The sequence below is a fragment of the Nonomuraea sp. NPDC054003 genome (assembly GCF_055585125.1).
In genome coordinates this window covers 126521-151424 of the sequence record NZ_JBVJKR010000003.1, presented here as the reverse complement: position 1 = coordinate 151424, position 24904 = coordinate 126521, and the positions used below count along the sequence as shown (strand labels likewise).

The following is a 24904-nucleotide window of genomic DNA, read 5'->3' as shown; positions in this document are numbered from 1 at the left end:
GTGGACGAGAGTGCCGGACGGGCATGTCACCCGGCAGCGAGCCAATCTGTCGGCCGATCACCAGGGTGACCGGCCGGCAGGGCTCAACCCGCGCGGTTTCTGTCCGGTGTCGCGCGGGGCTCCGGTCCCCTCCTCTGGTTCTCGGCGCCGGGTGGCAGCCCGGCGCCGAGAACCGCCACAAGTAGGAGGCAGCGCGCCCGATGAAGGAGCAGCGCGCCCGCGCGCTCAACGAGGAGAGCTCGGCGTACACGCCTCGCGCCGACAGGGTTCCCTCACCGCTCAACGAGCAGATCGATCTGTTCTTCGCCGTGGCCCATGAGTTGGACCCGGCAGGTGCAAGGAGCTGGGATGACACCTGCCGGGAGTTCGAGGTCAGCGGGCTTCGCCGCGCAGCAGCTCTCCCCAGAGGGTGTCGATGACCGCCGAGGTGGACCACCGCGACTCCTCCACCACCAGCCCCCCGTTCAGCCTGCTGATCCGCCTGATGAACCGCAGCCCTCCCGCCTGACACAGCTCGTAGACGATGGGCCGGCAGTCGCACGTGTAGTCGCGCACCTTCACCCGCTCGGTGCGCGGCACCGCGGGAAGCCAGTCGATCGAGCCGTAGCCACCCACCACCTGGTAGACGTGCTTGCCCACGCAGTCGACACGCGCCTCGCGAGATTGAGGATCCACCATGTCGGCACTATACGTCTAGTTGTCTTCTTCAGGGAGGGGGACATTTTATTTGGCCTTACTGGGTGGAGCGTTATGTCAGGCCTCGTCCGCCTTCGCCTATCTTTTTGTACGTGCTCGACTATGATGGAGACACCCATCTCTACCTGCAGATCGCGGAAATCCTCCGGCAGCGGGTCTCCGGTCTGACCTCCGGCCATCCGGTGCCGAGCGAGGCCGACATCCAGCACGAGTTCGGCGTCGCCCGTACCACCGCCCGGCGGGCCATCCACATTCTCCGCGAGGAAGGCCTCATCTACACGGTCCAGGGCGAGGGCACATTCGTCGGCGCCCCGGACGAAGCACCACGCAAGCCGCGCAAGGCACCGCTGTACCGCCAGATCGCCGGCGATCTCGTCGACCAGATCAAAGCCGGCCGGTACGCTCCCCGGCGCCCGATCCCGGCTGAGACCACGCTGCTCCAGCAGTACGAGTGCGCCCGCGAAACCGTACGCAGAGCCATGGCGCTCCTCCGCGAGCAAGGATGGATCTACACAGTCCCGCAACGGGGCAGCTACGTGTCCCCTCGGGATTCCTGGCCCGAACACTGATTCGACTGGTCGTGGGTCCGCCTAGACTTGACGGGTGCTCGATCGTGAGGGCCCTGTCCCCCTATACGCGCAGGTGGCTGACATCATCGAGGCCCGCATCCGCAGCGGGGAGCTTCGCGACGGCGATCCGGTGCCCAGCGAGGCCGCCATGGAAACCGGCTTCGCGATTGCCAGGACCACCGCACGCCGAGTGGCCAGGGAACTGCGCGATCGCGGGCTGGCCTACACGGTGCAGGGCGAAGGCACCTTCGTCGGCCCTCCCGACGTCGCTCGGCAGCGCAGGACCGTTCCCATCTCCCGGCAGATCGCGGCGGACATCGCCGAACGCATCTGTAACGGAGAGCTCCGGCCGAACCGCTCGATCCCCAGCGAGAAGTGGCTGATGAGGCATTACGGCGTGGCGAAAGTGACGGCCCGAGCGGTTGCCGCTCACCTCCGCGAGCTGGGGTGGGTCTTCACGGTGCCCTACCGCGGGACCTACGTCTCGCCTGAGGAGCGCTGGCCCACCACGCGGAATGACAGGCAGACCACCGTGGTCGAGTCGTCCACCTCGTAGCCTTCCTCGCGCCAGTAGTCACGATGCGCCTCGCGCCAGTGGCCGATGTCCCGGAAGCCCTCACCCTCCGCCTGGGCGAACTCCCAGGGCACCTCGGCGAACGGCATCAGCCGCACCTCGGTCACCTCCAGGGTGGCCACCTGGTCCCCGGAGTCGCCGACGAGCGCGAGCCGCTCCCCCACGTGCTCCAGTTCCTCGCCCTCACGCTCGTAGTCGAGCTCCAGCAGCCCGGCCGTCGCGCGTTTGGCGCCGGCCAGCACCAGGTCGGTCAGCGTGGTGCGCATCTCGCCGGGCAGGCCGAGCTCGACGACGCGCAGGCCGTTCTTCCGTCCCCACATGACCCCGCCCCACATGAACCCAGCCGCATGAACCCAGCGGCGTGAACAAGCCACAACGGACCGGTCAGAATACCGGGATGATGTCCTGCGGGTCGATGATGTCCACCGCCACGCCTTCCAGGTCGAGCTCGGGGATCGCGGGGAAGGCGACGCCCCAGCGTTCGACGATGGCACGGATCCTCGCCATGGCCACCCGCCAGTTCTCCGCCTGTTCCTCGTACGTGAGCAGGCCCAGGCCGGCGTCGCGGGCGTGGTCCATGAGCACGCGGTGGTTGGCCAGGAAGTAGGGCGGCAGCTCCCAGAAGCCCTCCGGCGGCTCCCAGAGGATCATCGACAGGAACACGAACCCGGCGCGCAACTGGCGGGTGATGAGGCCGCGGGTCTGGTCGTCGAGCCCGGGCCACTCGTTCTCCAGGATCGTCATGCAGATCTGGAGGTGACGCGACTCGTCGCGCCCGATGCGCTTGAACATCTCGTCGAACACGGGATGCCGCGTGCCCGACGCCATGCCGCGGAACAACGTGGAGGCGGCCATCTCGCCCATCATGAAGCTGGTGAAGAGCACCGGGAGCGAGTAGCGGCCGACGGCCGAGCTGTAGCCGGTCCAGTAGCGGCCGCCGTTGTGGTAGAGCCAGCCGATGTTGTTGTGGGCGGCTCTCTCCAGGTCGTCGGCCGGTTCCCAGTCGAGCGGGCCGCCGGGCCAGAGGCGGGCGATGGTGCGCTGGCAGCACTCCTCGTGGTTCATCTCGTCACGGGTGATCGAGAAGAAGCACTTCCTGACCGGGTCCTCCTCGTGCTTCTCGAACGCCTGGATGGTGGCCCGGGCGAACACGGCCGGGCCCGAGGCGTCGAAGTTGGCGAGCACGGCGAACCAGTACATGATGCCGAGCCGCTGCTCACGGGTGAAGTCGGCCGGGTCGAGGTCGTCCCACGGAAGGTCGGCCGGGTTCCAGACCAGGCGCTTGGACTTCTCGTATATCGCCGCGAGCTTCTCGGTCTCGACCCGCCATTCCATCGGGTAGATGTTGGGTTGCGGGATCTCCGGCGCCGGCCAGAAGCCGCCTTCGGGGATCGTGAGGTCCGCCATGTGTGACACCTCCTCTCCCATCCTGCGGCGCGGTGTCACGGCTTTCAAGTACGGGCGCGCTGGGTGATGGCCACGCACACGAGCACCGCCAGTGCCGCCGCCACGGTGGCCGCCCCGTACCTCTCGCCCATCAGGAACCACGCCCACACGAGCGTCAGCAGCGGCTGGGTCAGCTGCGTCTGACCGGCGCGGGCGATGCCGCCCCTGGCCAGGCCCGCGTACCAGGGGAAGAAGCCGAGGAACATGGAGATCAGCCCCACGTACGCGAAGCCCGCGAGGGCGGCGGGCGTGGGCGCGACCGGCGTGGCGGCGGCCAGGACGGCGCTGACGGGAACGGTGATCGGGAGTGACAGGACCAGCGCGTACGAGATGACCTGCCAGCCGGGCGTGTGCCTGGCGAGCCGCCCGCCTTCGGTGTAGCCGACGGCCGCCGACAGCAGGGCGCCGACCAGGAGGAGGTCCGCCCAGGCGGCCGTGGTCTCGCCGCGGGTCAGGGTGAAGGCGGTGATGGCGAGCGCGCCCGCCACGCAGGCCGCCCAGAACACCGGCCGGGGCCGTTCGCCGGCCCGCAGGACGGCGCAGACGGCGGTCGCGGCGGGGAGCAGCCCGATGACGACGGCGGCGTGCGCGGTGCTCGCGCCGAGGTCCAGGGCCAGGCCGCTGAAGACGGGGAAGCCGAAGACCACGCCGAGGGAGATGAGCCCGTACGCGCGCCAGTGCGGGCGCGGCGGCAGCAGGGGCAGCCGGGCGGCTCTGAGGCACACGAGCGCCACGATCCCGGCGATGGCGGCCCGGCCGATCGCGACGAGCCAGGGGTCGAAGCCCTCCATGGCGTAGACGGTGGCGGGGAAGGACCCGGAGAAGGCGAGCACGCCGAGGAAGGCGAGCCAGGTGCCCCCGCCCGGGGCCGCGCGGCCCGGGATCGCTATCCCCCTCGGGACAGTAGCGCTATTCTTATCTCTCATGGAGAACGATAGCAGTATCGCGCAGATCGCCGCGATGCTGCGGGACGAGATCACCCGGCTGCGGCCGGGCGATCGGCTGCCGTCCAGCAGGGAGATCATGCGGCGGCACGCGGTGAGCCCCGTGACGGTGTCGCGGGCGCTGGGGCAGCTCGCCGCCGAGGGAAAGGTGATCACGAAGCCGGGCAGCGGGGCGTTCGTGGCACCGCGGCGGGAGCCGGTACGGGACGCCGCCGACCTCTCGTGGCAGACGGTGGCGCTCGGCGACCGGGTGGTGGACGACGACCCCATGACGGCGCTGCTCGCCCGCGCCCCCGAGGGGGTGGTGCCGCTGACCGGCGGCTATCTGCCCCCGGGGCTGCGGCCCGACAAGCAGCTCGCGGCGGCGGCCACCCGGGCGATGCGCAGGCCGGGCGTCTGGGGGATGCCGCCGCTGAACGGGGTGGACGAGCTGCGCCGGTGGTTCGCGTCCCAGGCGGGCGGTGACGTGACGGCCGCGGACGCTCTGATCGTCAGCGGCGGGCAGGCGGCGCTCAGCCACGCCTTCCGCGCCCTGGCCGCGCCGGGTACCCAGGTGCTGGTGGAGACCCCGACCTACCCGGGTGCGCTGGCCGCGGCCAAGGCGGCCGGGCTGCGCGCCACGGCGGTGCCGGTGGACCGTGACGGCGTGCGGCCCGACCTGCTGGCGGAGGCGTTCGCGGTTACGGGGGCGCGGGTGTTCCTGTGCCAGCCGACGCTGCAGAACCCCACCGGCGCCACCCTCACCCTCGAACGCCGCCGCCAGGTGCTGGAGGTGGCCAGGGCGGCCGGCGCGTTCGTGATCGAGGACGACTACGCCCGGTGGCTGACCCGGCAGGCGCCGCCGTCCCTGGTCTCCATGGACACGCACGGGACCGTGGTGCACATCCACTCGCTCACCAAGATCCTCTCGCCGAGCATGCGGCTGGCGGCGATGGTCGCGCGCGGCCCGGCGGCCCACCGGCTGCGGGCCGGCCAGCTCGTGGAGTCGTTCTTCCCCGCGCGGCCGTTGCAGGAGGCGGCGCTGGAGTTCGTCGGGTCGCCGGCCTGGCGGCGGCACCTGGCCTCGGTGCACGCCGAGATCGCCACCCGCCGCGACGCGCTCGCCGCGGCACTGGCCGCCTGGATGCCGTGGGCGGAGCCGTACGTGCTGCCGATCGGGGGGATGCACCTGTGGCTGCGGCTGCCCGCGCAGACCGACGAGCGGGCGCTGGTGGAGGCGGCCAAGCGGGACGGGGTGCTGGTGAGCGCGGGCCGGATGTACTTCCCCGCGGAGCCGCCCGGCCCGCACCTCCGGGTGACGCACATCGCGGCGGCCAACGTGGCGGAGCTGGCCGAGGGCGTCCGGCGGCTCGCCGGCGCGCTGCCGCCCGCCTGACGGCCGGGCGGAATCGGTGGGATGCCGTCGAGGACATAGAAGATCACGAAGCGAGTAGAGTGTTCCCATGGTGGCGTCGGCCGAGTTGGTGCGCGATTTCGTGAACACCTACGACGTCGAGGCCGACGCCGACGACCTGGGCACCCCCTCCGAGCTCGCCCTGTGGCTGCGGGAGCGGGCGCTCGCCGGTCCGGGTGACCGGGCCGGCGACGACGATCTCGCGCTGGCGGTGGCGCTGCGGGAAGGGCTCAGGGAGGCGCTGCGGCGCGGCCCTGAGCCGGTGGAGCTGCCGCTGCTGCCGTTACGGGTGACCGTGGGGCGGCGGCCGGAGCTGGCGCCGATCGGCGGCGGGGTGACGGCCGGGCTGGCCGTGATCGCGACGGGGGTGATCGGCGGTTCCTGGGACCGGCTGAAGGTGTGCGCCGAGGAGACGTGTCAGTGGGCGTTCATCGACTCCTCCAGGAACCGTTCCCGATCATGGTGTTCCATGCGGGTCTGCGGTAACCGCACTAAAACGCGGGCATACCGGGCGAGGAAGCAGGGTTCGCGTCCTCGCCCAGGGTCAAACACCGATACGGTGTAACTCGTGCCTTGTGGCATGAACAGCAGGCGAAGGAGCGGGCCGAGATGGCAGACGTAGGCGTCCGGGCGGCCCGGCGCGAGGATGTGCTCCAGGTGGCGAATGTGCAGGTGCGCGCCTGGCGCTACGGCTACCGGGAGTTCCTGCCCGAGGGTCCACTCGAGCAGATGACAGGCCCGGCGGCCGAGAAGATGTGGCTGCGCCAGTGGGACGAGGCGATCGCCGCCCCGCCCACGTCCCGGCACCGCGTGCTGGTGGCGGTGGAGACCATCCTCGACACGGAGGGCTTCCCCGCGCTGGGTGTGGGGGGCGCCAACATGCCGATGACACCGCGCGGCGGCGAACGGGTGGTGGGCCTGGCCTCCCACTCCCCCGCCGAGGACCCGGACCTCGACCCCACCGAGGTGGCCGAGATGCTGACGCTGCTGGTCGACCCCGACTTCGTGCGGCGCGGCCACGGCAGCCGCCTGCTCAACGCCACCGTCGACTATCTTCGTGAGGACGGCTACCGGCAGATCGCCACCTGGGTGTTCGCCGACAACTATCCGGTGCTCGGTTTCCTGGAGTCGGCGGGCTGGGGCGAAGACATGGCCGAGCGGGTGCTCGACATGGGGCGCCCGATCCGCATGGTCAGGCTCACCACCGACATCAGCTAGAGGTCTCTCCCGAATGGCAACTCCTGCTCAATGGCTCGCGGGAGCCCGTCCTCGCACGCTGCCCAACGCGATCGTGCCGGTCATGGCCGGCACCGGCGTGGCGATCGGCGAGGGCGGCTTCAGCTGGTGGCGCGCGGTGCTGGCACTGCTCGTGGCGCTGCTGCTGCAGATCGGCGTCAACTACGCCAACGACTACAGCGACGGCATCCGCGGCACCGACGACCAGCGGGTCGGGCCGATGCGGCTGGTGGGCTCGCGGGCCGCCACCCCGCGCCAGGTGCTGACGGCGGCGCTGGGCTGCTTCGCCGCCGCGGCGGTGCTCGGGCTGGTCCTGGTCGTGGTCACGCGGGCGTGGTGGGTGCTGCTGGTGGGCGCCGCCGCGATCGCCGCCGCCTGGTTCTACACCGGCGGCAGCCGCCCGTACGGCTACCGCGCGCTGGGCGAGGCGGCCGTGTTCGTGTTCTTCGGCGTGGTGCCGGTGGTCGGCACCGCGTTCGTACAGACCGAGCAGCTGTCGTGGGCGGCGCTGGCGGCGTCGGTCCCGGTCGGGCTCCTGTCGTGCTCGATGCTGGTGGTCAACAACCTGCGCGACGTCGGCACCGACGGCGAGTCGGGCAAGCGGACGCTGGCGGTCGTGCTGGGCGCGCCGCGCACCCGTACGCTCTACGCGGCCTGTCTGGTCGTGCCGTTCGCGGTCGCGCTGGCGATGGTCCCGCTCGCGCCCGCGGCGGCGCTCGCGGTGCTCGCGGCGCCGCTGGCGATCTCACCGGTCCGTACGGTCCTCGCAGGCGCGGTGGGCCCCGCGCTGATCGGAGCCCTGCAGCAGACCGGCAAGCTGCAGATGGCGTACGGGGCGCTCCTGACGATCGGTCTGGCCGTCTCTCTCTGACCTTCGGACGTTACGCTTTCTCCATCAGGGGCAGCCCATGACAAGCACGAGTAAATACTGCAATTTGTGGGATTGACTACTCTGCCGGGCTGCCGGGGGCTAGGTTCCTCATGACTGGTCCGGAGGCTTCGCAGACCCGAGGAAAAGGCGTTGGACCCGCTGAGCACCCTCACCATGACCGCAGAGTTCGAGCAGCCGCTACGCGAGATCCTCACGGTCACGACCCGTGCCATACCCGGCGAAACACTGACCAGCGTCGCCCTGCTCGGGGACGGCGGCCCCTACACCGTGGCGTTCTCCGAGCCCGGCGCGGTGGCCCTGGACACCCTGCAGTTCAGCATCGGCGCGGGCCCGTGCCTGGACGCGATCAAGAGCGGCGAGGCCGTCTGGTCCGACGACCTGGTGTCCGAACCGCGCTGGACCGGCCCGGCGGCCGAGCTCGCCGCCCACGGCGTGCGAAGCGTGTACGCGCAGCCGCTGGCCTTCGACTGCCACGTCCAGGGCACGATCAACCTCTACTCGGAGCGGGCCGGCGGCTTCCCCGCCGAGACCCGGACGGCCGTCACCGTGACGGCAGGGCAGGCCGAGGTGCTGTTCCAGGCCGTGCTGCGGGCGGCCCGGCTGAACGAGGTCATCACCCAGCTCCGCGAGGCCCTCACCACACGGGCGATCATCGACCAGGCGCTCGGCATCGTCATGGCCCGGCGGCAGTGCACCGCCCCCGCCGCCTTCGACATCCTGCGCCGCAGCTCCCAGCGGCGCAACGTGAAGGTGCACCAGGTGGCCGCGGACATCGTGGAGGCGGTCACCGGCCAGCCTCCGCTTCCACCCCACTTCGGCGACCCGCCCGCCACCCGGAACCCCGGCAGCCGCCCGTCTCCCGCTGATTGACCCGGCGGCGGCGTGACAGCGCCCCTCAGCTGAGGAAAAGCCCCATGACCACCCGCGGGGCGACCTCGATGCCCAGCTCGCGCTCCCGCCGCACCAGCTCGCGCAGCTCCGGCCCCCACGACGGCTCGGGCCAGACCTTGAATCCGTGGCGCTCGTACCACGGCGCGTTCCACGGCACGTCCCTGAACGTCGTCAGCGTCACCGCCGGCGCACCGGAGGCGCGGGCGTGATCCAGCATCGCCTCGACCAGCCGCCCGCCGATGCCCTGCCGCATCCGGCCGGGGTGGACGGCGAGCTGCTCCAGGTGGAGGTTGCCGTCGACCCGGGCGAGAAGCGCGAAGCCGGCCGGCGGGTCGCCCTCGACCAGCACCGAGGACGGGTCGCGCACTTCCTCGATCATCGTCGTGCCGGGCGGGAACGTGATGCCCACCTGCTCGAACAGCCCGTCGGCGGCGACCTCCACCGCGACCAGGCCGGGAAGATCGCCGGCGTCAGCCCATCGCACCATGCCGACACGGTCTCACGTGTGCCGGGGCCGGCGCCTCCGGATATTAGGGTTGATGATCGTAGGCTCGGCTGTGCGGCGCCGGGACCCTCTCCTCGACCGTGCCCGCCGACCTCGCCCGAGGTGGTGGGCACGGCCCGTTTCTCAGAGGTCGAGCAGGCGCTCCAGGCCCACGGTCAGCCCGGGAAGCTCACCGACCCGCCGCACCCCGAGCAGCACGCCGGGGGTGAAGGCGGCGCGGTTCATCGTGTCGTGACGGATGGTGAGGGTCTCGCCGCCGCCGCCGAGCAGCACTTCCTGGTGGGCGATGAGCCCTGACAGCCGGACGGCGTGGACGCGGACGCCGTCGACGTCGGCGCCGCGCGCCCCGTCGAGCTCGGAGCTGGTGGCGTCGGGCATCGGCCCCACCCCGGCCTCGGCGCGGGCCTGGGCCACCAGCTCGGCGGTGCGCCGGGCGGTGCCCGAAGGGGCGTCGGCCTTGTTGGGGTGGTGGAGCTCGACGATCTCGACGGACTCGAAGTGACGGGCGGCCCGCTGGGCGAAGTGCATCATGAGCACGGCCGCGATGCCGAAGTTGGGGGCGATCAGGCAGTTGGTGCCCGGTGAGCTCGCCAGCCAGCCCCGCACGGTGTCGAGCCGCTCGGCGTCGAACCCGGTGGTGCCGACCACGGGGTGGATGCCGTGCGCGATCGCCCACTCCAGGTTGTCCATCACCACGCCGGGATGGGTGAAGTCGACGACCACCTCGGCGCCTTCGAGGCCCTCGATCGGGTCGTCCTTGTCGACGGCGGCCACCAGCTCCAGATCGGACGCCGCCTCGACCGCCTTGCACACCTCGACGCCCACGCGGCCGCGGGCGCCGAGCACACCTACCTTGATCACAGGGTCAACCCTATACCGGAGGGTCAGGTGATGGCGTGAGAGAAGTCCTTGTCACCGTACGGGCCGATCACGGCGAGCGTGAGCGGCCGGTTGAGCACGTCCGCGGCGATCTCGGAGAGCTCCCTGGCGGTCACCGCCTCGATGCGGGCCAGCACCTCGTCGACCGACAGCAGCTCGTCGTACACCAGCTCGTTCTTGCCGATGCGGGACATGCGCGAGCCGGTGTCTTCCAGGCCGAGCACGAGACCGCCGCGCATCTGGCCCTTGCCCCGGACGATCTCCTCCTCGGTCAGGCCGTCGGCCACGACCCTGGACACCTCGTCCCGGCAGATCTTGAGCACGTCGTCGATCTTGGAGGGCAGGCAGCCGACGTAGATGCCGAACTGGCCCGTGTCGGCGTAGGCGGAGGTGTAGCTGTAGACGGAGTAGGCCAGGCCGCGCTTCTCCCTGATCTCCTGGAAGAGCCGCGACGACATGCCGCCGCCGAGCGCGGCGTTGAGCACGCCGAGCGCGAACCGCCGCTCGTCGGTGCGGGCGATGCCGGTCGTGCCGAGCACCAGGTTGGCCTGCTCGGTCGGCCGGTCGAGCACGCGCACGCCAGAGCGGGACTCCGCGCCGGGGCCGCTGGTGCGCGGCGGGGCCGAGGCGGCGGGGCCCGCGAGGACGCCCGCCCGCTCGTATGCCCGCGCCACCAGCTCCACGACCTCCTCGTGGCGGATGTTCCCCGCCACGGAGACGACGGTGCGCGGCGGCTGGTAGTAGCGGCGGTAGTACTCGGCGATCCGGTCGCGTCCGAGGGTGTTGATGGACTCGACCGTGCCGAGGATCGGCCGGCCTATCGGCGAGTCGCCGTAGAGCGCCGCGGCGAACTGCTCGTGCACCACGTCGGACGGGTCGTCGTCGTGCATGGCGATCTCCTCCAGGATCACGCCACGCTCGGACTCGACGTCCTCGGGGTCCACGAGCGAGCTGGTCACCACGTCGGCGAGGACGTCCACCGCGATCGGCAGGTCCTCGTCGAGCACCCGCGCGTAGTAGCAGGTGTACTCCTTGGCGGTGAAGGCGTTGATCTCGCCGCCGATGCCCTCGATGGACGCCGAGATCTCCATGGCGTCCCTCGTGGGCGTGCCCTTGAACAGCAGGTGTTCGAGGAAGTGGGTGGCCCCCATGTGCTCGGGGGCCTCGTCGCGCGAGCCGATGCCGACCCACATGCCGACCGCGACACTGCGCACGGTCGGCATGGTCTCGGTCACCACGCGCAGCCCGCCGGGGAGGGTGGTGCGCTTGACCACCCCGGCCCCGTCGCGGCCGGCGTGCAGCGTGGTGGTGGTCACGCGACCTCCCTGGCCGGCCCCGTCACCTTGGCGCCGGTGCTGATTGTCACCGTCACGAGTTGCGGTCGTCGCCCTCGGAGCCGGCGCCGCGGGCGCGGACCCGGGTGCGGGTGCGGCGCGGGCGGTCGGCCTTGTCGCCGCCGTCGGACGCCGAGTCCTCGGGCTGGCCGGAGTCGCCCCTGGCCTCCTTCTCGGCGGCCTCCTTCTCGATGACCTCGACGGGCACCAGCGACAGCTTGCCCCGCTGGTCGATCTCGGCGATCTCCACCTGGACCTTCTCGCCGACGCTCATGACGTCCTCGACGTTCTCGATGCGCTTGCCGCCGTGCAGCTTGCGGATCTGGGAGACGTGCAGCAGGCCGTCCTTGCCGGGCATGAGCGAGACGAACGCGCCGAAGGCGGCGATCTTCACGACCGTGCCCAGGTAGCGCTCGCCGACCTCCGGCATGTGCGGGTTGGCGATCGCGTTGATCGCCGACCGCGCGGCCTCGGCCGACGGGCCGTCGGTGGCGCCGATGTAGATCGTGCCGTCGTCCTCGATGGTGATCTCGGCGCCGGTGTCGTCCTGGATCTGGTTGATCATCTTGCCCTTCGGGCCGATGACCTCGCCGATCTTGTCGACCGGGACCTTGATGGTGATGATGCGCGGTGCCGTCGGGTTCATCTCCGCCGGGGAGTCGATGGCCTCCTGCATCACCTCCAGGATCGCCAGCCTGGCGCCCTTGGCCTGCTTGAGCGCGCCGGCCAGGACCGAGGCGGGGATGCCGTCGAGCTTCGTGTCGAGCTGCAGGGCGGTGATGACGTCCCTGGTGCCGGCGACCTTGAAGTCCATGTCGCCCATGGCGTCCTCGGCGCCGAGGATGTCGGTCAGGGTGACGTAGGTGTCGCCCTCGCCGATGAGGCCCATCGCGATGCCCGCGACCATCTCCTTGAGCGGCACACCGGCGTCGAGCAGCGCCATCGTGGAGGCGCAGACCGAGCCCATCGAGGTCGAGCCGTTGGAGCCGAGCGCCTCGGAGACCTGGCGGATCGCGTAGGGGAACTCCTCGCGCGACGGCAGGACCGGGATCAGCGCCCGCTCGGCGAGCGCGCCGTGGCCGATCTCGCGGCGCTTGGGCGAGCCCACCCGGCCGGTCTCACCGGTGGAGTAAGGCGGGAAGTTGTAGTTGTGCATGTAGCGCTTGGTCCGCTCGGGATTGAGCGTGTCGATGACCTGCTCCATGCGCAGCATGTTGAGCGTGGTGATGCCCATGATCTGGGTCTCGCCGCGCTCGAACAGGGCCGAGCCGTGCACCCGGGGCACCACGTGGACCTCGGCCGACAGGGCGCGGATGTCCTTGGTGCCGCGGCCGTCGATGCGCGTGCCCTCCTTGATGACGCGCTCGCGCATGAGCTTCTTCATCAACGAGCGGAAGGCGGCGGAGATCTCCTTCTCGCGACCCTCGAACTCGGGCAGCAGCTTCTCCGCGGCCAGCGCCTTGACCCTGTCGAGCTCGTTCTCGCGCTCCTGCTTGGCGGCGATGGTGAGCGCGGCGGCGAGCTCGTTCTTCACCGCGGACTCCACGGCGGCCAGGACGTCGTCCTGGTAGTCGAGGAACAGCGGATACTCGGCGGTCTCCTTGGCGGCGACCTGCGCGATCCGGCCCTGCGCCTCGCACAGCACCTTGATGAACGGCTTGGCGGCCTCCAGGCCCTCGGCCACGGTCTCCTCGGTGGGCGCGACCGCGCCCTCGGCGACCAGCTTGAGCGTGTCGCGGGTGGACTCGGCCTCCACCATCATGATGGCGACGTCGCCGTCGGCGAGCACCCGCCCGGCCACGACCATGTCGAACGTGGCCCGCTCCAGCTCGTGGTGGGTCGGGAAGGCCACCCACTGGCCCTCGATGAGGGCGACGCGGACGCCGCCGATCGGGCCGGAGAACGGCAGGCCGGCGAGCTGGGTCGACAGCGAGGCGGCGTTGATCGCCACCACGTCGTAGAGGTGCTCGGGGTTGAGCGCCAGGATGGTGGCGACCACCTGGATCTCGTTGCGCAGGCCCTTGACGAACGACGGGCGCAGCGGCCGGTCGATCAGCCGGCAGGTGAGGATGGCGTCCTCGGACGGACGGCCCTCACGGCGGAAGAACGAGCCGGGGATGCGGCCCGCGGCGTACATGCGCTCCTCGACGTCCACGGTGAGCGGGAAGAAGTCGAGGTTCTCCCTCGGCTGCTTGGACGCGGTGGTCGCGGACAGCACCATCGTGTCGTTGTCGAGATAGGCGACGGCACTGCCGGCCGCCTGCCGCGCGAGGCGTCCGGTCTCGAACCGGATCGTGCGTGTGCCGAACGAGCCGTTGTCGATGACGGCTTCAGCGGTGTGGACACCCTCCACGGGGGACCTCCTTGGTCAGTCGGTCTCCCGCGCCCTTTTCACCGGCACCCTCGTGCTTGACGGGAATGCGCCTCCCCACCGTCGTGTCCGGTGAAAGGCTGTGGCGGACTTCCCGTCAGTAGGTGCAGCGCCGGTCTTCGATCGAAGCGCCCGGTCTGGTTACCGGAAGCCACTACCGAGGACCGGCCCGCAGGCGTCGCGGGTCGCGTGGTGCTGAGCGGACGCGGGGGCTCTCAGTGTCTCGGATATTCAGTTGTACGTCAGGCGGGCGGCTCTCGGCCGCAGGACTCGCCGGACCCATATGAGAAGGGAGCGGCGAGTCCGCCGCTCCCTTTCCATGCTATCGGCGCAGGCCGAGCCGCTCGATCAGCGCACGGTAACGCGCGATGTCGACCTTCTGCAGGTACTTCAGCAGACGGCGACGGCGGCCCACGAGGAGCAGCAGACCCCGACGGCTGTGGTGGTCGTGCTTGTGGGTCTTGAGGTGCTCGGTCAGCTCGCTGATGCGCTTGCTCAGCAGCGCGATCTGCACCTCGGGCGACCCGGTGTCACCATCGGTCGTCGCGTACTCGGCGATGATGGACTTCTTGGCAGCGGTGTCGAGAGACACGGCTCTCCTTTGAGCTACGGGCACGCGCGGATGCGAATGTGCGAACGACCGTGCGTGCCTACAGTCGCCGCAGGAAGGCCTTAGGGCAGCGCGCGGCGCCGCCGTCACAGAGCCGACATGTAAGGTTACCACCACGGAGCGGATGCCGCGCTCAAGCTCTCTAGACGTACTGGGCCGCGTACTCTCCAGTGGGCTCGATGGGCTGGATGACGTCGATGAGCACCCCGTTGGGGTCGGCCACGATGAAGTGCCGCTGGCCGAAGTCCTCGCTGCGCAGCGGCAGCTCGGCCCTCAGCCCCGCGCCCGTGACGAGCCGCTCCCACTCGGCGTCCGCGTCGCCGACCTCGAAGTTGAGCAGCAGCCCCGCCGCCCTGTTGCGGTACGCCTCGGGCAGCGTGGGGTGCGCGTGGTCGAGCAGGGCCAGCTCGTACGCGCCGCGCCTCAGGCTGACGTACCAGTCGGCTTCGAAGGTGACCTCGAACCCGAACAGCCCCACGTAGAAGTCACGCGATTCGGCCACCTTGTCGGTGCAGATCACCGGATAGAAGCTGGTGAGCTCCATGAATGCCTCCATTTCACATACCAACGGTATGTCAAGGTACGCTATTTCGCATACCGTCGGTATGTCAACTGGAGGCGCGCGATGACGAGGACCCGAGCCGAACAACGCGAGGAGACCAGGCGCACGCTCGTGGCGGTGGGCAGGCGGCTCTTCGCGGGCAGGGGCTACGCCGCGGTGGGACTGGCCGAGATCGTGCGCGAGGCGGGAGTGACCAAGGGCGCGCTCTACCACCACTTCGACGGCAAGGCGGCGCTGTTCCGCGCCGTGCTGGAGGAGGTGCAGCAGGAGGTGGGGGCCAGGGTGGCGGCCGAGGCCGACGCCGAACCCGACCCGTGGGATCAGCTCAAGGCGGGGTGCGCCGCGTTCGTGCGGGCCGCCGCCCACCCGGACGTGCAGCGGATCATGCTCATCGACGGCCCCGCCGTGCTCGGCTGGAACGAGTGGCGGGCGATGGACGAGGCCGCCTCCGCCCGCCACCTGGCCGAGGCGCTGACGGCGCTCGCCGGGTCGGGCACGATCACGGCCCGGCCGGTCGCCCCGCTCACCCGCCTGCTGTCGGGGGCGATGAACGAGGCGGTGCTGTGGCTGGCCCAGTCGGAGGCCGGCCCCGGCGACCTGGACGACACGCTGGCCGCGCTGTCGGGGCTGCTGGAGGGGCTGCGGGTCAGGACGTGAGGCGGCGGGCCTGGTCGACGTCGGCGTGGATCTGGTCGACGAGCTCCTCGATCGAGTCGAACCGGGTGTTGCCCCGCAGCCTGGCGGCGAAGTCGACCGCCACGTGCACCCCGTACAGCTCCAGGTCGTCGCGGTCGAGCGCGTACGCCTCGACCGTGCGCGGCACCCCCTCGAACGTCGGGTTGGTGCCGACCGAGATCGCGGCCGGCCAGCGCTCCCCCTCGTAGAGCGCGGGCAGGTTGGCCACCGGCACGCATTCCAGCCAGCCCGCGTAGACCCCGTCGGCGGGGATCGCGGTCTGCGGCGGCGACTCGACGTTGGCGGTCGGGAAGCCCAGCTGGCGCCCCCGCTGGTAGCCGCGCACCACCACCCCCTCGACGCGGTGCGGCCTGCCCAGGTCGGCGGCGGCGCCGGCGACGTCGCCCGCCACCAGCCGCTCGCGGATCAGCGTCGAGGAGACGCCCTGGACCAGCGGCACCCCCTCGGCCGTGAAATCGTACTTCTCGCCCAACGCGCGCAGCGTCTCGACGTCACCCGCGGCCTGGTGGCCGAACGTGAAGTCCGCCCCCACCACGACCGCCCCCGCCCGCAGCCGGTCGGCGAGCACGCCCTGCGCGAACTCCGCCGGGCTCAGCTCGGCCGTCTCCAGCGTGAAAGGCAGCACGACCACCTCGTCCACGCCCAGCTCGCGCAGCAGCTCGGACCTGCGCTTGGCGCTGACCAGGCGCAGCGGCCGGTAGCCGGGCCGCACGACCTCCTCGGGCGGCGGCTCGAAGGTCAGCGCGACCGTGCGCAGGCCACGCTCGCGGGCGACCTCGACGGCCCGCCGGACCACCTGCCGATGACCGCGATGCACGCCGTCGAACACGCCGATCGTGACGACTGACCTCTCCGATTCACGCACACCCGGCCCCATTCGCTCATCCCAGGATCAACCCTCCAAGCCTGCCATGCGCGGGCCCGTACCTCGCAACCGAGGGCGGTACGATCCGCTGCATGCCTCGATACGCGCTGCTGATCCTGCCTGCCTTCAACCGGGTCTACGCCGACAGCGCGCCCCGCCTCACCCGCGCCGAGCTGGACGTCTTCGCCGAGCGCGGGCTGGCGGCCGGCGTGCGGGCCATCGAGGAGACCCGCATCGGCGGGCTGCCCTACGTCACGTTCGAGACGGCGGAGCCGCTCTCCGGCCCGGACGTCGCGCTGCTGTCCAACCTGTCGTCGGTCTACGCCCTGTTCGGGGTGGAGGGCGAGCTGCTGCGTCCGGTGGAGCTCAACCCGCTCGACCGGCTGAGCAGCGACCTGATCACGATCCAGAAGTACGCCGGCAAGACCAACGAGCACTTCACCAAGCTGCTGCTCAACGTCACCGTGCTGGCCTCCGACTTCCCGCTCGGCGGCGCGCTCTCCGTGTTCGACCCGCTGTGCGGCCGCGGCACCACCCTCAACCAGGCGCTCATGTACGGCTACGACGCCTACGGGCTCGACCACGACGGCAAGGACTTCGAGGCCTACTCCGGCTTCCTGCGCACCTGGCTGAAGAACAAGCGGCTCAAGCACACCGCCGAGACCGTGCCGGTGCGCCGGCAGCGGGCGCTGGCCGGGCGGCGGCTGGACGTGGTGTTCGGCACCACCAAGGAGGCCTACAAGGCGGGCGACACCCAGAAGGTCACCGTGGTCAACGCCGACACCCTGCGCGCCCGGGAGTTCTTCAAGCCCGGCTCGTTCCACGCCGTCGTCACCGACGCCCCCTACGGGGTGCAGCACGGCAGCAAGGGCGGCGGCGGGCTGTCGCGCAGCCCGCTGGAGCTGCTGGAGCAGGCCACGCCGGTCTGGGCCGAGCTGCTGAGGCCCGGCGGCGCTCTGGGCGTCTCCTGGAACACCTACGGGGGCGGCCGGGACGAGCTGGCCGCCATCCTCACCGGTGCCGGCCTCGACGTGGTCGCCTACCCCGACTTCGAACACTGGGTCGACCAGGCGATCGTGCGCGACATCATGGTGGCGCGCAAGCCCGTCTAGGCGGAGACGAAGACCGCCAGCGGCTTGGCCATCCGGCCCTGCTCCTCCACCAACGCCAGCAGCTCGCCGTCGGGGCCGAACATGCCGATCGGGCCCTTGCCCAGACCGGCCGCGGGCAGCCGCCCGCCGTGCATGACCACCCTGGCCTCCTCCAGGCTCACGTCCCTGCGCGGGAACGCCGCCGCCACCGCCTCGCCGATCGGCAGGATCTCGCACTTCTCGGCGAGCTGGTCGAGAGTCCTGGCCTGGTCGAGCCCGTACGGGCCGACGCGGGTGCGGCGCAGCGCCGTCAGGTGCCCGCCGACGCCGAGCGCGCCGCCGAGGTCGCGGGCCAGCGCCCTGATGTAGGTGCCGGACGAGCAGCGCACGGTGGCGTCGACGTCGACCAAGTCCGGCTGCCGGCGGACCTCGGTGACCGCGAACTCGTGCACGGTCACCGGCCGGGCGGCCAGCTCGACCCCCTCGCCGGCGCGGGCCAGCTTGTAGGCCCGCTTGCCGTCGACCTTGATGGCGCTGACCTGGGGCGGGACCTGCATGATCTCACCGGTGAGCGCGGCCACGCCCGCCCGGATCGCCTCCTCGGCCACGTCCGCGGCCGAAGCGGTCGAGGTGACCTCGCCCTCGGCGTCGTCGGTGTTCGTGCCCACACCCAGCCGGATCGTGGCCTCGTACACCTTCTCGGTCAGCGCCAGGTGACCGAGCAGCCTGGTCGCCTTCTCCACGCCGACCACGAGCACGCCGGTCGCCATCGGGTCGAGCGTGCCGGCGTGCCCGACCCGGCGGGTGCCCGCCAGGCGGCGCAGCCTGGCCACCACGTCGTGGGACGTCCAACCGGCGGGTTTGTCGACGATGATCAAGCCGCTTTCGGCCATCACGCCTCTCTCAGCAGGGCCCTGAACTTCGCCATCGTGGCCTCGGGGCTGTCGTACGAGGTGAAACCGGCCGCGTTGTGGTGGCCGCCGCCGCCCAGCGCGGCGCACACGTGCGCCACGTCGATGCGGCCCTTGGAACGGGTCGACACCTGCCAGGCGCCCTGGTCGTCCTCCTTGAGCACCGCCGCCACGTCGGCCTCGTCGGTGCGCCGCACCACGTCGATGATGCCTTCGAGCTCGGTGTACGGGAGCCCGTACGCGGCCCGGTCGACCCGCGTCACGTAGGTCCACACCAGGCCGTCGTCGAGCGTCACCCGGCCGAGCGCCGCGGCCAGCACCTTGAGATAGCCGAAGGGGGCGCGGTCCCACAGCTCCCTGGCGATCTCGTCGGTGTGCAGGCCGGTGGCCACCAGCCGGGCTGCCATCTGGTGTGCGGCCGGGCTGGTCGAGGAGTGGCGGAACGAGCCGGTGTCGGTGACCAGCCCCGCGTACAGGCAGGTGGCGATGTCGCGGTCGAGCGAGCCGCCGAGCCGGTAGATGAGCTGCTCGGCGAGCATCGCGGTGGCCGCCGCCCGGGCGTCGATGAGGTCGACGGTGCCGAAACCCTCGTTGGACGGGTGGTGGTCGACCACGATGAGCGTGCGGGCCCGGCGGACGCTGCCCTCCAGCAGCCCCAGCCGGGCGATCGACGGCGAGTCGAAGGTGATCATGAGGTCGGGCTCGGCCGGGTAGCGGTCGGGGGGCACCAGCATGTCCTGCCCCGGCAGGAAGCGGAGCAGGCGCGGCACGGTGAAGTCGTGGTCACCGAAGGAGGCGGCCACCCGCTTGCCCATCGAGCGCAGCACGAACCCGACGGCGAGCATCGAGCCGAGCGCGTCGCCGTCCGGCGAGATGTGGCAGGCCAGCGCGACCTCGTCGGCCTCGGAGATGAGACCGACCGCCCGTTCCCAGGCGTCCTCGGACACCGTGACGGAACCGCTCCTGGCCGGACGGCCCGGTCTGTCGCGCACGTCGGGGGTCACAGCGCCGAAGGCCCGTCCTGCTCGTCCTCTTCCGGCTTGCGGTAGGGGTCGGACTCGCCGGCGTAGGAGGCGCTCTGCGCCCGCTTCGCCACCTCGGCGTCACGCGCGCGCGCCGCCGAGATCAGGTCGTCGAGCTGGCGGGCGCTGTCGGGCAGCGGGTCGTGCTTGAACGTCAGCGTCGGGGTGAAGCGCACACCTGTCTGACGGCCCACCTCGGACCTGATGACGCCCTTGGCGCTCTCCAGGGCGGCCGCGCTGTCGGCGCGCTCGGCGTCGGAGCCGAACACTGTGTAGAAGACCGTCGCCTCGCGCAGGTCGGCGGTGATCCGCGTGTCCGTCACGGTGACGAAGCCCAGACGCGGGTCCTTGATCCGGCGCTCCAGCATCTCGGCGACGATCTGCTGGATGCGGTCGGCGAGCTTGCGTGCTCGTGCTGCATCCACCATGTTCGCTCCCCCTCACGCACGACGAGCGGTCGTGCTTTCGTTCAGTCATCGTCGTTGTAGAGCCGCTGCCTGGCGGACAGGAGCTCGATCTCGGGGCGGAAGGCCACCAGCCGCTCGCAGGCGTCCATCACCTCTTTGCAGTTACCCGCGGAGGCGGAGATCACCGCGACGCCGACCTCGGCCCGCCTGTGCAGGTCGAGATGGCCGACCTCGGCCACGGCCACGGCGGGAAAGCGCCGGTGCAGCTCGGCGACCAGGGGACGCACGACGGATCGCTTCTGCTTCAGCGAGTGCACGTCGCCGAGCAGGATGTCCAGGGTCAGGGCACCCACATACATCGTTGGCAACCGCCGCTTGCACTGGTGTCGAGCGCACGCCGGGCCGGTGCGGCGGAGACCGGCCCGGACGCGCGGAAGGCGCCCGGCGGATGGCCCGCCGGGCGCCCGGCCACGGATCAGGCCCGCGGCTTCTCCCGCATCTCGAACGTCTCGATGACGTCGTCGATCCTGATGTCGTTGTAGCCGACGCCGATGCCGCACTCGAAGCCCTCACGGACCTCGGTCGCGTCATCCTTGAACCGGCGCAGCGACGAGACGGTCAGGTTGTCCGCGATGACGACGCCGTCGCGGATCAGCCTGGCCTTGCTGTTGCGGGTGATCACGCCCGAACGGACCAGCGAACCGGCGACGTTGCCGATCTTCGGCACCTTGAAGACCTCGCGGACCTCCGCCGTGCCCATCTGGACCTCTTCGAACTCGGGCTTGAGCATGCCCTTGAGCGCCGCCTCGATCTCCTCGATCGCCTGGTAGATGATCGAGTAGTAGCGGATGTCGACGCCCTCGCGCTCGGCCAGGTCGCGCGCCCGAGGCTCGGGGCGCACGTTGAAGCCGATGATGACCGCGTTGTCGTCGGCGACGGCGAGGTTGACGTCGTACTCGGTGATCGCACCGACGGCGCGGTGCAGGACACGGAGCCTGACCTCGTCGCCGACGTCGATCTTGAGCAGCGCGTCTTCCAGCGCCTCCACCGAACCGGACACGTCACCCTTGATGATGAGCTTGAGCTCGTCGACGCGGCCCTTCTCGAGGTCGCTGAACAGCTCCTCGAGGGTGAGGCGGCGGCTCGACTTCGCCATGTCGGCGCTGCGCTTGCGCGCCGCGCGCTGCTGGGCGATCTGCCGGGCCATCCGGTCGTCGGTGACCACGATGAAGTTGTCACCCGCGCTCGGCACCGCCGTCAGACCCATCACCAGGACGGGACGCGACGGGGTGGCCTCCTCCACCGGCTCGCCGGTGTCGTCGAGCATCGCCCGGACGCGGCCGTAGGCCTCGCCACAGACGATCGAGTCGCCGACGCGGAGCGTGCCGCGCTGGACCAGGACCGTCGCCACCGGGCCGCGGCCCTTGTCGAGGTAGGCCTCGATCGCGATGCCCTGAGCGTCCATCGTCGGGTTGGCGCGCAGGTCGAGCTCGGCGTCCGCGGTCAGCAGGATGGCCTCGAGGAGGTTCTCGATGCCCTGACCCTTGAGCGCGGAGATGTCGACGAACAGCGTCGAGCCGCCGTACTCCTCGGCCACCAGGCCGTACTCGGTGAGCTGGGCCCTGACCTTGCTCGGGTCGGCGCCCTCCTTGTCGACCTTGTTGACCGCGACCACGATCGGCACGTCGGCCGCCTGGGCGTGGTTGAGCGCCTCGATCGTCTGCGGCTTGACACCGTCGTCGGCCGCGACCACCAGCACCGCGATGTCCGTGGACTTCGCGCCTCGGGCACGCATGGCGGTGAACGCCTCGTGACCCGGGGTGTCGATGAAGGTGACCTTGCGCTCCTGGCCTTCGTGCTCGGTGGTGACCTGGTAGGCGCCGATGTGCTGGGTGATGCCACCCGCCTCGCGCGCCGCCGTGTTGGTCTTGCGGATGGCGTCGAGCAGCTTGGTCTTACCGTGGTCGACGTGACCCATGACGGTCACGACCGGCGGCCGCGCGGCCAGGTCGGCCTCGTCGCCCTCGTTCTCGCCGAACTCGATGTCGAAGGCCTCGAGAAGCTCGCGGTCCTCCTCCTCGGGGCTGACGACCTGGATGTTGTAGTCCAGCTCGGCGCCGAGCAGCTGCAGCGTCTCCTCGTTGACCGACTGCGTGGCCGTCACCATCTCGCCGAGGTGCAGCATGATCTGCACCAGCGAGGCGGGGTTGGCCCCGATGCGGTCGGCGAAGTCGGACAGCGAGGCGCCGCGCGGCAGCCGGATCGTCGCGCCGTTGCCGCGAGCGACCTGCACGCCACCGATCGCCGGTGCCGACATGTTGTCGAACTCCTGGCGCCTCTGGCGCTTGGACTTGCGGCCACGGGCCGGACGGCCACCGGGACGCCCGAAGGCGCCCGCCGTGCCGCCACCGCGACCACGGCCACCACCGCCGGGACGGCCGGCGAAACCGCCGCCGCCGCCGGGACCGCCGGTGCCCGTGCGCTGACCGCCGCCACCCGGGCGACCGGCGAAACCGCCGCCGCCACCGGGACGACCGCCACCGCCACCCGGACGGCCACCGCCACCCGGACGGCCGCCACCGCCGCCGCCGGGACCACCGGGACGGCCACCGCCGCCACCGGGGCCGGACGGACGGCCCTGCGGCATCATCATCGGGTTGGGACGCGGGCCACCCGGACGCGGGCCACCCGCACCAGGACCGGGACGCGGGCCACCGGCGCCGGGACCCGGACGCGGACCGGCCGCACCGGGCGGGCCGGGACGCGGACCGGGCGTGGGCCTGTCGCCGCCGCGACCCTGCGGCGGGCGCGGAGCGGCGCCGTCACGCGGCGGACCGTCGCGACGGTCGCGCGGGCCCGCGCCCGCCCCGTCACGGTTGCCACCGGGACGCGGGCGCGCCTGGCCCATGCCGCTCGCGTTGGACGAGAACGGGTTGTTGCCTGGACGCGGGCCGCGCGGGCCCGGCTTGGGGCCGGGACGCGGGCCGCGGTCCGACGGCGCGCCGCCGGGGCGCGGAGCCTGCGCGGCGCCGCCACCCTCACGGCCGGCGCCGGGACGCGGGGCCGGACCCGGCTTGGGGCCGGGACGGGCCGCGGGACCGGGACGCGGGCCGGGCGTAGGCCGCTGCTGGCCGGTGTCGAACCGGGCCTGCGGGGCGCTGGGCGCCTCGCCGCGGGCGGCCTCGGGCTCCTGTCGCGGCTGCTGCTGCGGCTGCGGTGGCTGCTGCTGCTGAGGCATCGGCACCGGCGGGCGAGGCGTGCCGCCTGCCGGGCCGGGACGCGGACCGGGCTTGGGCCCGGGACGCGGAGGTGATGAGGGGACCGACGCCTGAGGGGCGCCGTTTCCGGCCTGGCTGTCCGCCGGCCGGGGGGCAGCCTTCGGCGGCTGCGGTTTGCGGGACGGCGAACCGCCCCTCGAGGGCGCGCCCTTCGACGCACCCAGAGCTTCGGTGAGCCTGCGGACCACCGGCGCTTCGATGGTGGAGGACGCCGAACGGACGAACTCCCCCATCTCCTGGAGCTTGGCCATGACGACCTTGCTCTCTACGCCGAACTCCTTAGCGAGCTCGTATACCCGGACCTTCGCCACTGCACTCCCTAACTCGGCCCGGGAGGCTGGCTGTGCCGTCCGGACCGTCGCTACCTTGACGTCTTCATCGCCGCGTGCTCATCAGGCGCTCATAGCAATCTGACTCCGCCCCATCAACTCGGCGTCCTACATGACATTTCGTGGTTCTCCTTCAGGTGTGCCCGCACGCGCGAGACGTCGAGCGGCCCCGGCACGCGAAACGCGCGCGGGAACGCCCGGCGACGCTCGGCGAGCTCCAGACAGTTCATGGACGGGTGCAGCGATGCACCCCTGCCAGGAAGCTGTCCTCGCTGGTCGGGGACCACCTGGTCCTCGACCAGCACCAGTCGGAGCAGCTCGGACTTGTCCGTGCGAACCCTGCAGCCCACACAGGTGCGCTGTGGGGCCGCGTGGCAACCATATTCCAGATTACCGTGTCGACGCATCTACGGAACCGGCGGCATCCTCTGCCTGGGTGTCGGGACGGATGTCGATCCGCCAGCCTGTCAGCCGCGCGGCAAGCCGGGCATTCTGCCCTTCCTTGCCGATGGCCAGCGAGAGCTGGTAGTCGGGCACGATGACCCGGGCCACCCGTCCGTCGAGATCGAGAACCTCGACATGGGAAACACGGGCGGGCGACAGGGCATTCCCGACGAACTCACCAGGGTCCTCGGACCAGTCGATGATGTCGATCTTCTCGCCGTGCAGCTCGGTCATCACGTTGCGCACCCGCGAGCCCATCGGGCCGATGCAGGCGCCCTTGGCGTTGACGCCGGGCTTGCGCGACCGTACGGCGATCTTGGTGCGGTGGCCGGCCTCGCGCGCCACCGCGGCGATCTCGACGGTGCCGTCGGCGATCTCCGGCACCTCCAGCGCGAACAGCTTCTTCACCAGGCCCGGGTGGGTGCGCGAGAGCGTGACCGACGGGCCCTTGTGGCCCTTCTTCACCTGCACCACGTAGGCGCGGATGCGCTCGCCGTGGGTGTATTCCTCGCCCGGCACCTGCTCGTGGGCGGGCAGCACGGCCTCGATCTTGCCGAGGTCGACCAGCACCACCCGCGGATCCTTGCCCTGCTGGATCACGCCGGAGACCAGCTCGCCCTCGCGGCTGGCGAACTCGCCGAAGTTGATCTCGTCCTCGGCGTCGCGCAGCTGCTGCAGGATGACCTGCTTGGCGGTGGTGGCCGCGATCCGGCTGAAGTTGCCCGGAGTGTCGTCGTACTCGCGCGCGATCTCGCCGTCCTCGTCGAGCTCGGCCGCCCAGATCGTGACGTGGCCGGTCGCCTTGTCGAGCTCGGCGCGCGCCTTGGCGCCGGCTCCCTCGGTGCGGAAGTAGGCGATCAGCAGCGCGTCTTCGATGGCCTTGACGACCAGGTCGAAGGAGATGTCCTTCTCCCGCTCCAGGCTGCGCAGGACGCTCATGTCGATGTCCACGAGGCTCC

The 24904-nt window shown here is 71.2% G+C and carries 27 protein-coding genes; 9 read left to right on the top strand and 18 right to left on the bottom strand.

Annotated features, from left to right (window positions below; all coding sequences use genetic code 11):
* Nucleotides 1-372: 372 nt before the first annotated feature.
* A complete protein-coding gene (locus ACZ6YG_RS08325; protein WP_466017543.1) occupies nucleotides 373-678 on the bottom strand; it encodes a hypothetical protein in 306 nt (101 codons plus the stop codon).
* Nucleotides 679-788: 110 nt separating this feature from the next.
* On the opposite strand from ACZ6YG_RS08325, the gene ACZ6YG_RS08320 reads away from it, so the two are divergent.
* Both ACZ6YG_RS08320 and ACZ6YG_RS08315 read left to right on the top strand, forming a co-directional pair.
* The gene (locus ACZ6YG_RS08320; RefSeq protein WP_148033593.1) at nucleotides 789-1265 is read left to right on the top strand and encodes a GntR family transcriptional regulator; all 477 of its coding nucleotides are present in this window, start codon (nucleotides 789-791) and stop codon (nucleotides 1263-1265) included.
* A 34-nt stretch (nucleotides 1266-1299) separates the two neighbouring features.
* Complete coding sequence (locus ACZ6YG_RS08315) at nucleotides 1300-1821, top strand: GntR family transcriptional regulator (RefSeq protein ID WP_466017542.1); 522 nt, start codon at nucleotides 1300-1302, stop codon at nucleotides 1819-1821.
* Here the strand turns inward: ACZ6YG_RS08315 and ACZ6YG_RS08310 are convergent.
* The 3 genes from ACZ6YG_RS08310 to ACZ6YG_RS08300 form a co-directional block, all read right to left on the bottom strand.
* On the bottom strand, nucleotides 1743-2159 hold the full coding sequence (locus ACZ6YG_RS08310) for an ASCH domain-containing protein (RefSeq protein WP_148033595.1): 417 nt from the start codon (nucleotides 2157-2159) through the stop codon (nucleotides 1743-1745). The two genes, ACZ6YG_RS08315 and ACZ6YG_RS08310, sit on opposite strands and share 79 nt — an antisense overlap.
* 64 nt (nucleotides 2160-2223) lie before the next feature.
* On the bottom strand, nucleotides 2224-3246 hold the full coding sequence (locus tag ACZ6YG_RS08305) for a hypothetical protein (RefSeq protein WP_466017541.1): 1023 nt from the start codon (nucleotides 3244-3246) through the stop codon (nucleotides 2224-2226).
* Between the two features lie 44 nt (nucleotides 3247-3290).
* Nucleotides 3291-4211: a DMT family transporter gene (locus ACZ6YG_RS08300; protein WP_466017540.1), complete on the bottom strand. Its 921-nt coding sequence runs from the start codon at nucleotides 4209-4211 to the stop codon at nucleotides 3291-3293.
* On the opposite strand from ACZ6YG_RS08300, the gene ACZ6YG_RS08295 reads away from it, so the two are divergent.
* The 5 genes from ACZ6YG_RS08295 (at nucleotide 4210) to ACZ6YG_RS08275 (ending at nucleotide 8620) form a co-directional block, all read left to right on the top strand.
* Nucleotides 4210-5604, top strand: a complete 1395-nt coding sequence (locus tag ACZ6YG_RS08295; RefSeq protein WP_219544211.1) for an aminotransferase-like domain-containing protein — start codon at nucleotides 4210-4212, stop codon at nucleotides 5602-5604. The two genes, ACZ6YG_RS08300 and ACZ6YG_RS08295, sit on opposite strands and share 2 nt — an antisense overlap.
* A 67-nt stretch (nucleotides 5605-5671) precedes the next feature.
* The gene (locus ACZ6YG_RS08290; RefSeq protein WP_466017539.1) at nucleotides 5672-6187 is read left to right on the top strand and encodes a CGNR zinc finger domain-containing protein; all 516 of its coding nucleotides are present in this window, start codon (nucleotides 5672-5674) and stop codon (nucleotides 6185-6187) included.
* 44 nt (nucleotides 6188-6231) lie between these two features.
* Entirely contained in the window at nucleotides 6232-6840 is a 609-nt protein-coding gene (locus ACZ6YG_RS08285) for a GNAT family N-acetyltransferase (protein ID WP_148033600.1), read from the top strand.
* Nucleotides 6841-6853: 13 nt separating this feature from the next.
* Entirely contained in the window at nucleotides 6854-7729 is an 876-nt protein-coding gene (locus tag ACZ6YG_RS08280; RefSeq protein ID WP_148033601.1) for a 1,4-dihydroxy-2-naphthoate polyprenyltransferase, read from the top strand.
* 150 nt (nucleotides 7730-7879) lie between these two features.
* Entirely contained in the window at nucleotides 7880-8620 is a 741-nt protein-coding gene (locus ACZ6YG_RS08275) for a GAF and ANTAR domain-containing protein (RefSeq protein ID WP_466017538.1), read from the top strand.
* Nucleotides 8621-8645: 25 nt separating this feature from the next.
* Here the strand turns inward: ACZ6YG_RS08275 and ACZ6YG_RS08270 are convergent, their stop codons facing one another.
* From ACZ6YG_RS08270 to ACZ6YG_RS08245, 6 genes are all read right to left on the bottom strand, one after another.
* Nucleotides 8646-9128, bottom strand: a complete 483-nt coding sequence (locus ACZ6YG_RS08270) for a GNAT family N-acetyltransferase (protein WP_148033603.1) — start codon at nucleotides 9126-9128, stop codon at nucleotides 8646-8648.
* A gap of 141 nt (nucleotides 9129-9269) precedes the next feature.
* Entirely contained in the window at nucleotides 9270-10007 is a 738-nt protein-coding gene (gene dapB, locus ACZ6YG_RS08265; RefSeq protein ID WP_148033604.1) for a 4-hydroxy-tetrahydrodipicolinate reductase, read from the bottom strand.
* Nucleotides 10008-10030: 23 nt separating this feature from the next.
* Nucleotides 10031-11341: a M16 family metallopeptidase gene (locus ACZ6YG_RS08260; RefSeq protein WP_466017537.1), complete on the bottom strand. Its 1311-nt coding sequence runs from the start codon at nucleotides 11339-11341 to the stop codon at nucleotides 10031-10033.
* A gap of 52 nt (nucleotides 11342-11393) precedes the next feature.
* Nucleotides 11394-13712, bottom strand: coding sequence for a polyribonucleotide nucleotidyltransferase (locus ACZ6YG_RS08255; protein ID WP_148033606.1), 2319 nt, complete (start codon nucleotides 13710-13712; stop codon nucleotides 11394-11396).
* A 340-nt stretch (nucleotides 13713-14052) separates the two neighbouring features.
* On the bottom strand, nucleotides 14053-14322 hold the full coding sequence (gene rpsO / locus ACZ6YG_RS08250) for a 30S ribosomal protein S15 (RefSeq protein WP_148033607.1): 270 nt from the start codon (nucleotides 14320-14322) through the stop codon (nucleotides 14053-14055).
* Nucleotides 14323-14482: 160 nt separating this feature from the next.
* Nucleotides 14483-14884: a VOC family protein gene (locus ACZ6YG_RS08245; protein ID WP_271279632.1), complete on the bottom strand. Its 402-nt coding sequence runs from the start codon at nucleotides 14882-14884 to the stop codon at nucleotides 14483-14485.
* Nucleotides 14885-14965: 81 nt separating this feature from the next.
* On the opposite strand from ACZ6YG_RS08245, the gene ACZ6YG_RS08240 reads away from it, so the two are divergent.
* Nucleotides 14966-15559, top strand: coding sequence for a TetR/AcrR family transcriptional regulator (locus ACZ6YG_RS08240; RefSeq protein ID WP_219544217.1), 594 nt, complete (start codon nucleotides 14966-14968; stop codon nucleotides 15557-15559).
* Here the strand turns inward: ACZ6YG_RS08240 and ACZ6YG_RS08235 are convergent.
* Nucleotides 15549-16475, bottom strand: a complete 927-nt coding sequence (locus ACZ6YG_RS08235) for a bifunctional riboflavin kinase/FAD synthetase (protein ID WP_219544218.1) — start codon at nucleotides 16473-16475, stop codon at nucleotides 15549-15551. The two genes, ACZ6YG_RS08240 and ACZ6YG_RS08235, sit on opposite strands and share 11 nt — an antisense overlap.
* Nucleotides 16476-16555: 80 nt before the next feature.
* Here ACZ6YG_RS08235 and ACZ6YG_RS08230 point away from each other — a divergent pair, with 80 nt between their 5' ends.
* The gene (locus ACZ6YG_RS08230) at nucleotides 16556-17575 is read left to right on the top strand and encodes a TRM11 family SAM-dependent methyltransferase (RefSeq protein ID WP_364228169.1); all 1020 of its coding nucleotides are present in this window, start codon (nucleotides 16556-16558) and stop codon (nucleotides 17573-17575) included.
* On the opposite strand, the gene truB is transcribed toward ACZ6YG_RS08230, so the two are convergent.
* The 7 genes from truB to nusA all read right to left on the bottom strand — a co-directional run bounded on the left by truB (nucleotide 17572) and on the right by nusA (nucleotide 24884).
* Complete coding sequence (gene truB / locus ACZ6YG_RS08225) at nucleotides 17572-18447, bottom strand: tRNA pseudouridine(55) synthase TruB (RefSeq protein ID WP_466017536.1); 876 nt, start codon at nucleotides 18445-18447, stop codon at nucleotides 17572-17574. The genes ACZ6YG_RS08230 and truB overlap by 4 nt on opposite strands.
* On the bottom strand, nucleotides 18447-19457 hold the full coding sequence (locus ACZ6YG_RS08220; RefSeq protein ID WP_261808766.1) for a DHH family phosphoesterase: 1011 nt from the start codon (nucleotides 19455-19457) through the stop codon (nucleotides 18447-18449). The genes truB and ACZ6YG_RS08220 overlap by 1 nt, the downstream gene beginning before the upstream one ends.
* Before the next feature lie 8 nt (nucleotides 19458-19465).
* Nucleotides 19466-19915 (bottom strand): 30S ribosome-binding factor RbfA, encoded by a 450-nt coding sequence (gene rbfA, locus ACZ6YG_RS08215; protein ID WP_148033614.1) that lies wholly within the window; start codon nucleotides 19913-19915, stop codon nucleotides 19466-19468.
* Between the two features lie 41 nt (nucleotides 19916-19956).
* Nucleotides 19957-20253: a DUF503 domain-containing protein gene (locus ACZ6YG_RS08210; protein WP_148033615.1), complete on the bottom strand. Its 297-nt coding sequence runs from the start codon at nucleotides 20251-20253 to the stop codon at nucleotides 19957-19959.
* 116 nt (nucleotides 20254-20369) lie between these two features.
* The gene (gene infB / locus ACZ6YG_RS08205) at nucleotides 20370-23483 is read right to left on the bottom strand and encodes a translation initiation factor IF-2 (protein ID WP_466017535.1); all 3114 of its coding nucleotides are present in this window, start codon (nucleotides 23481-23483) and stop codon (nucleotides 20370-20372) included.
* Between the two features lie 113 nt (nucleotides 23484-23596).
* Nucleotides 23597-23908, bottom strand: coding sequence for a YlxR family protein (locus ACZ6YG_RS08200; protein WP_219544224.1), 312 nt, complete (start codon nucleotides 23906-23908; stop codon nucleotides 23597-23599).
* Nucleotides 23892-24884: a transcription termination factor NusA gene (nusA, locus tag ACZ6YG_RS08195; protein WP_148034851.1), complete on the bottom strand. Its 993-nt coding sequence runs from the start codon at nucleotides 24882-24884 to the stop codon at nucleotides 23892-23894. Before nusA ends, ACZ6YG_RS08200 begins: the two co-directional genes overlap by 17 nt.
* Nucleotides 24885-24904: the final 20 nt, after the last annotated feature.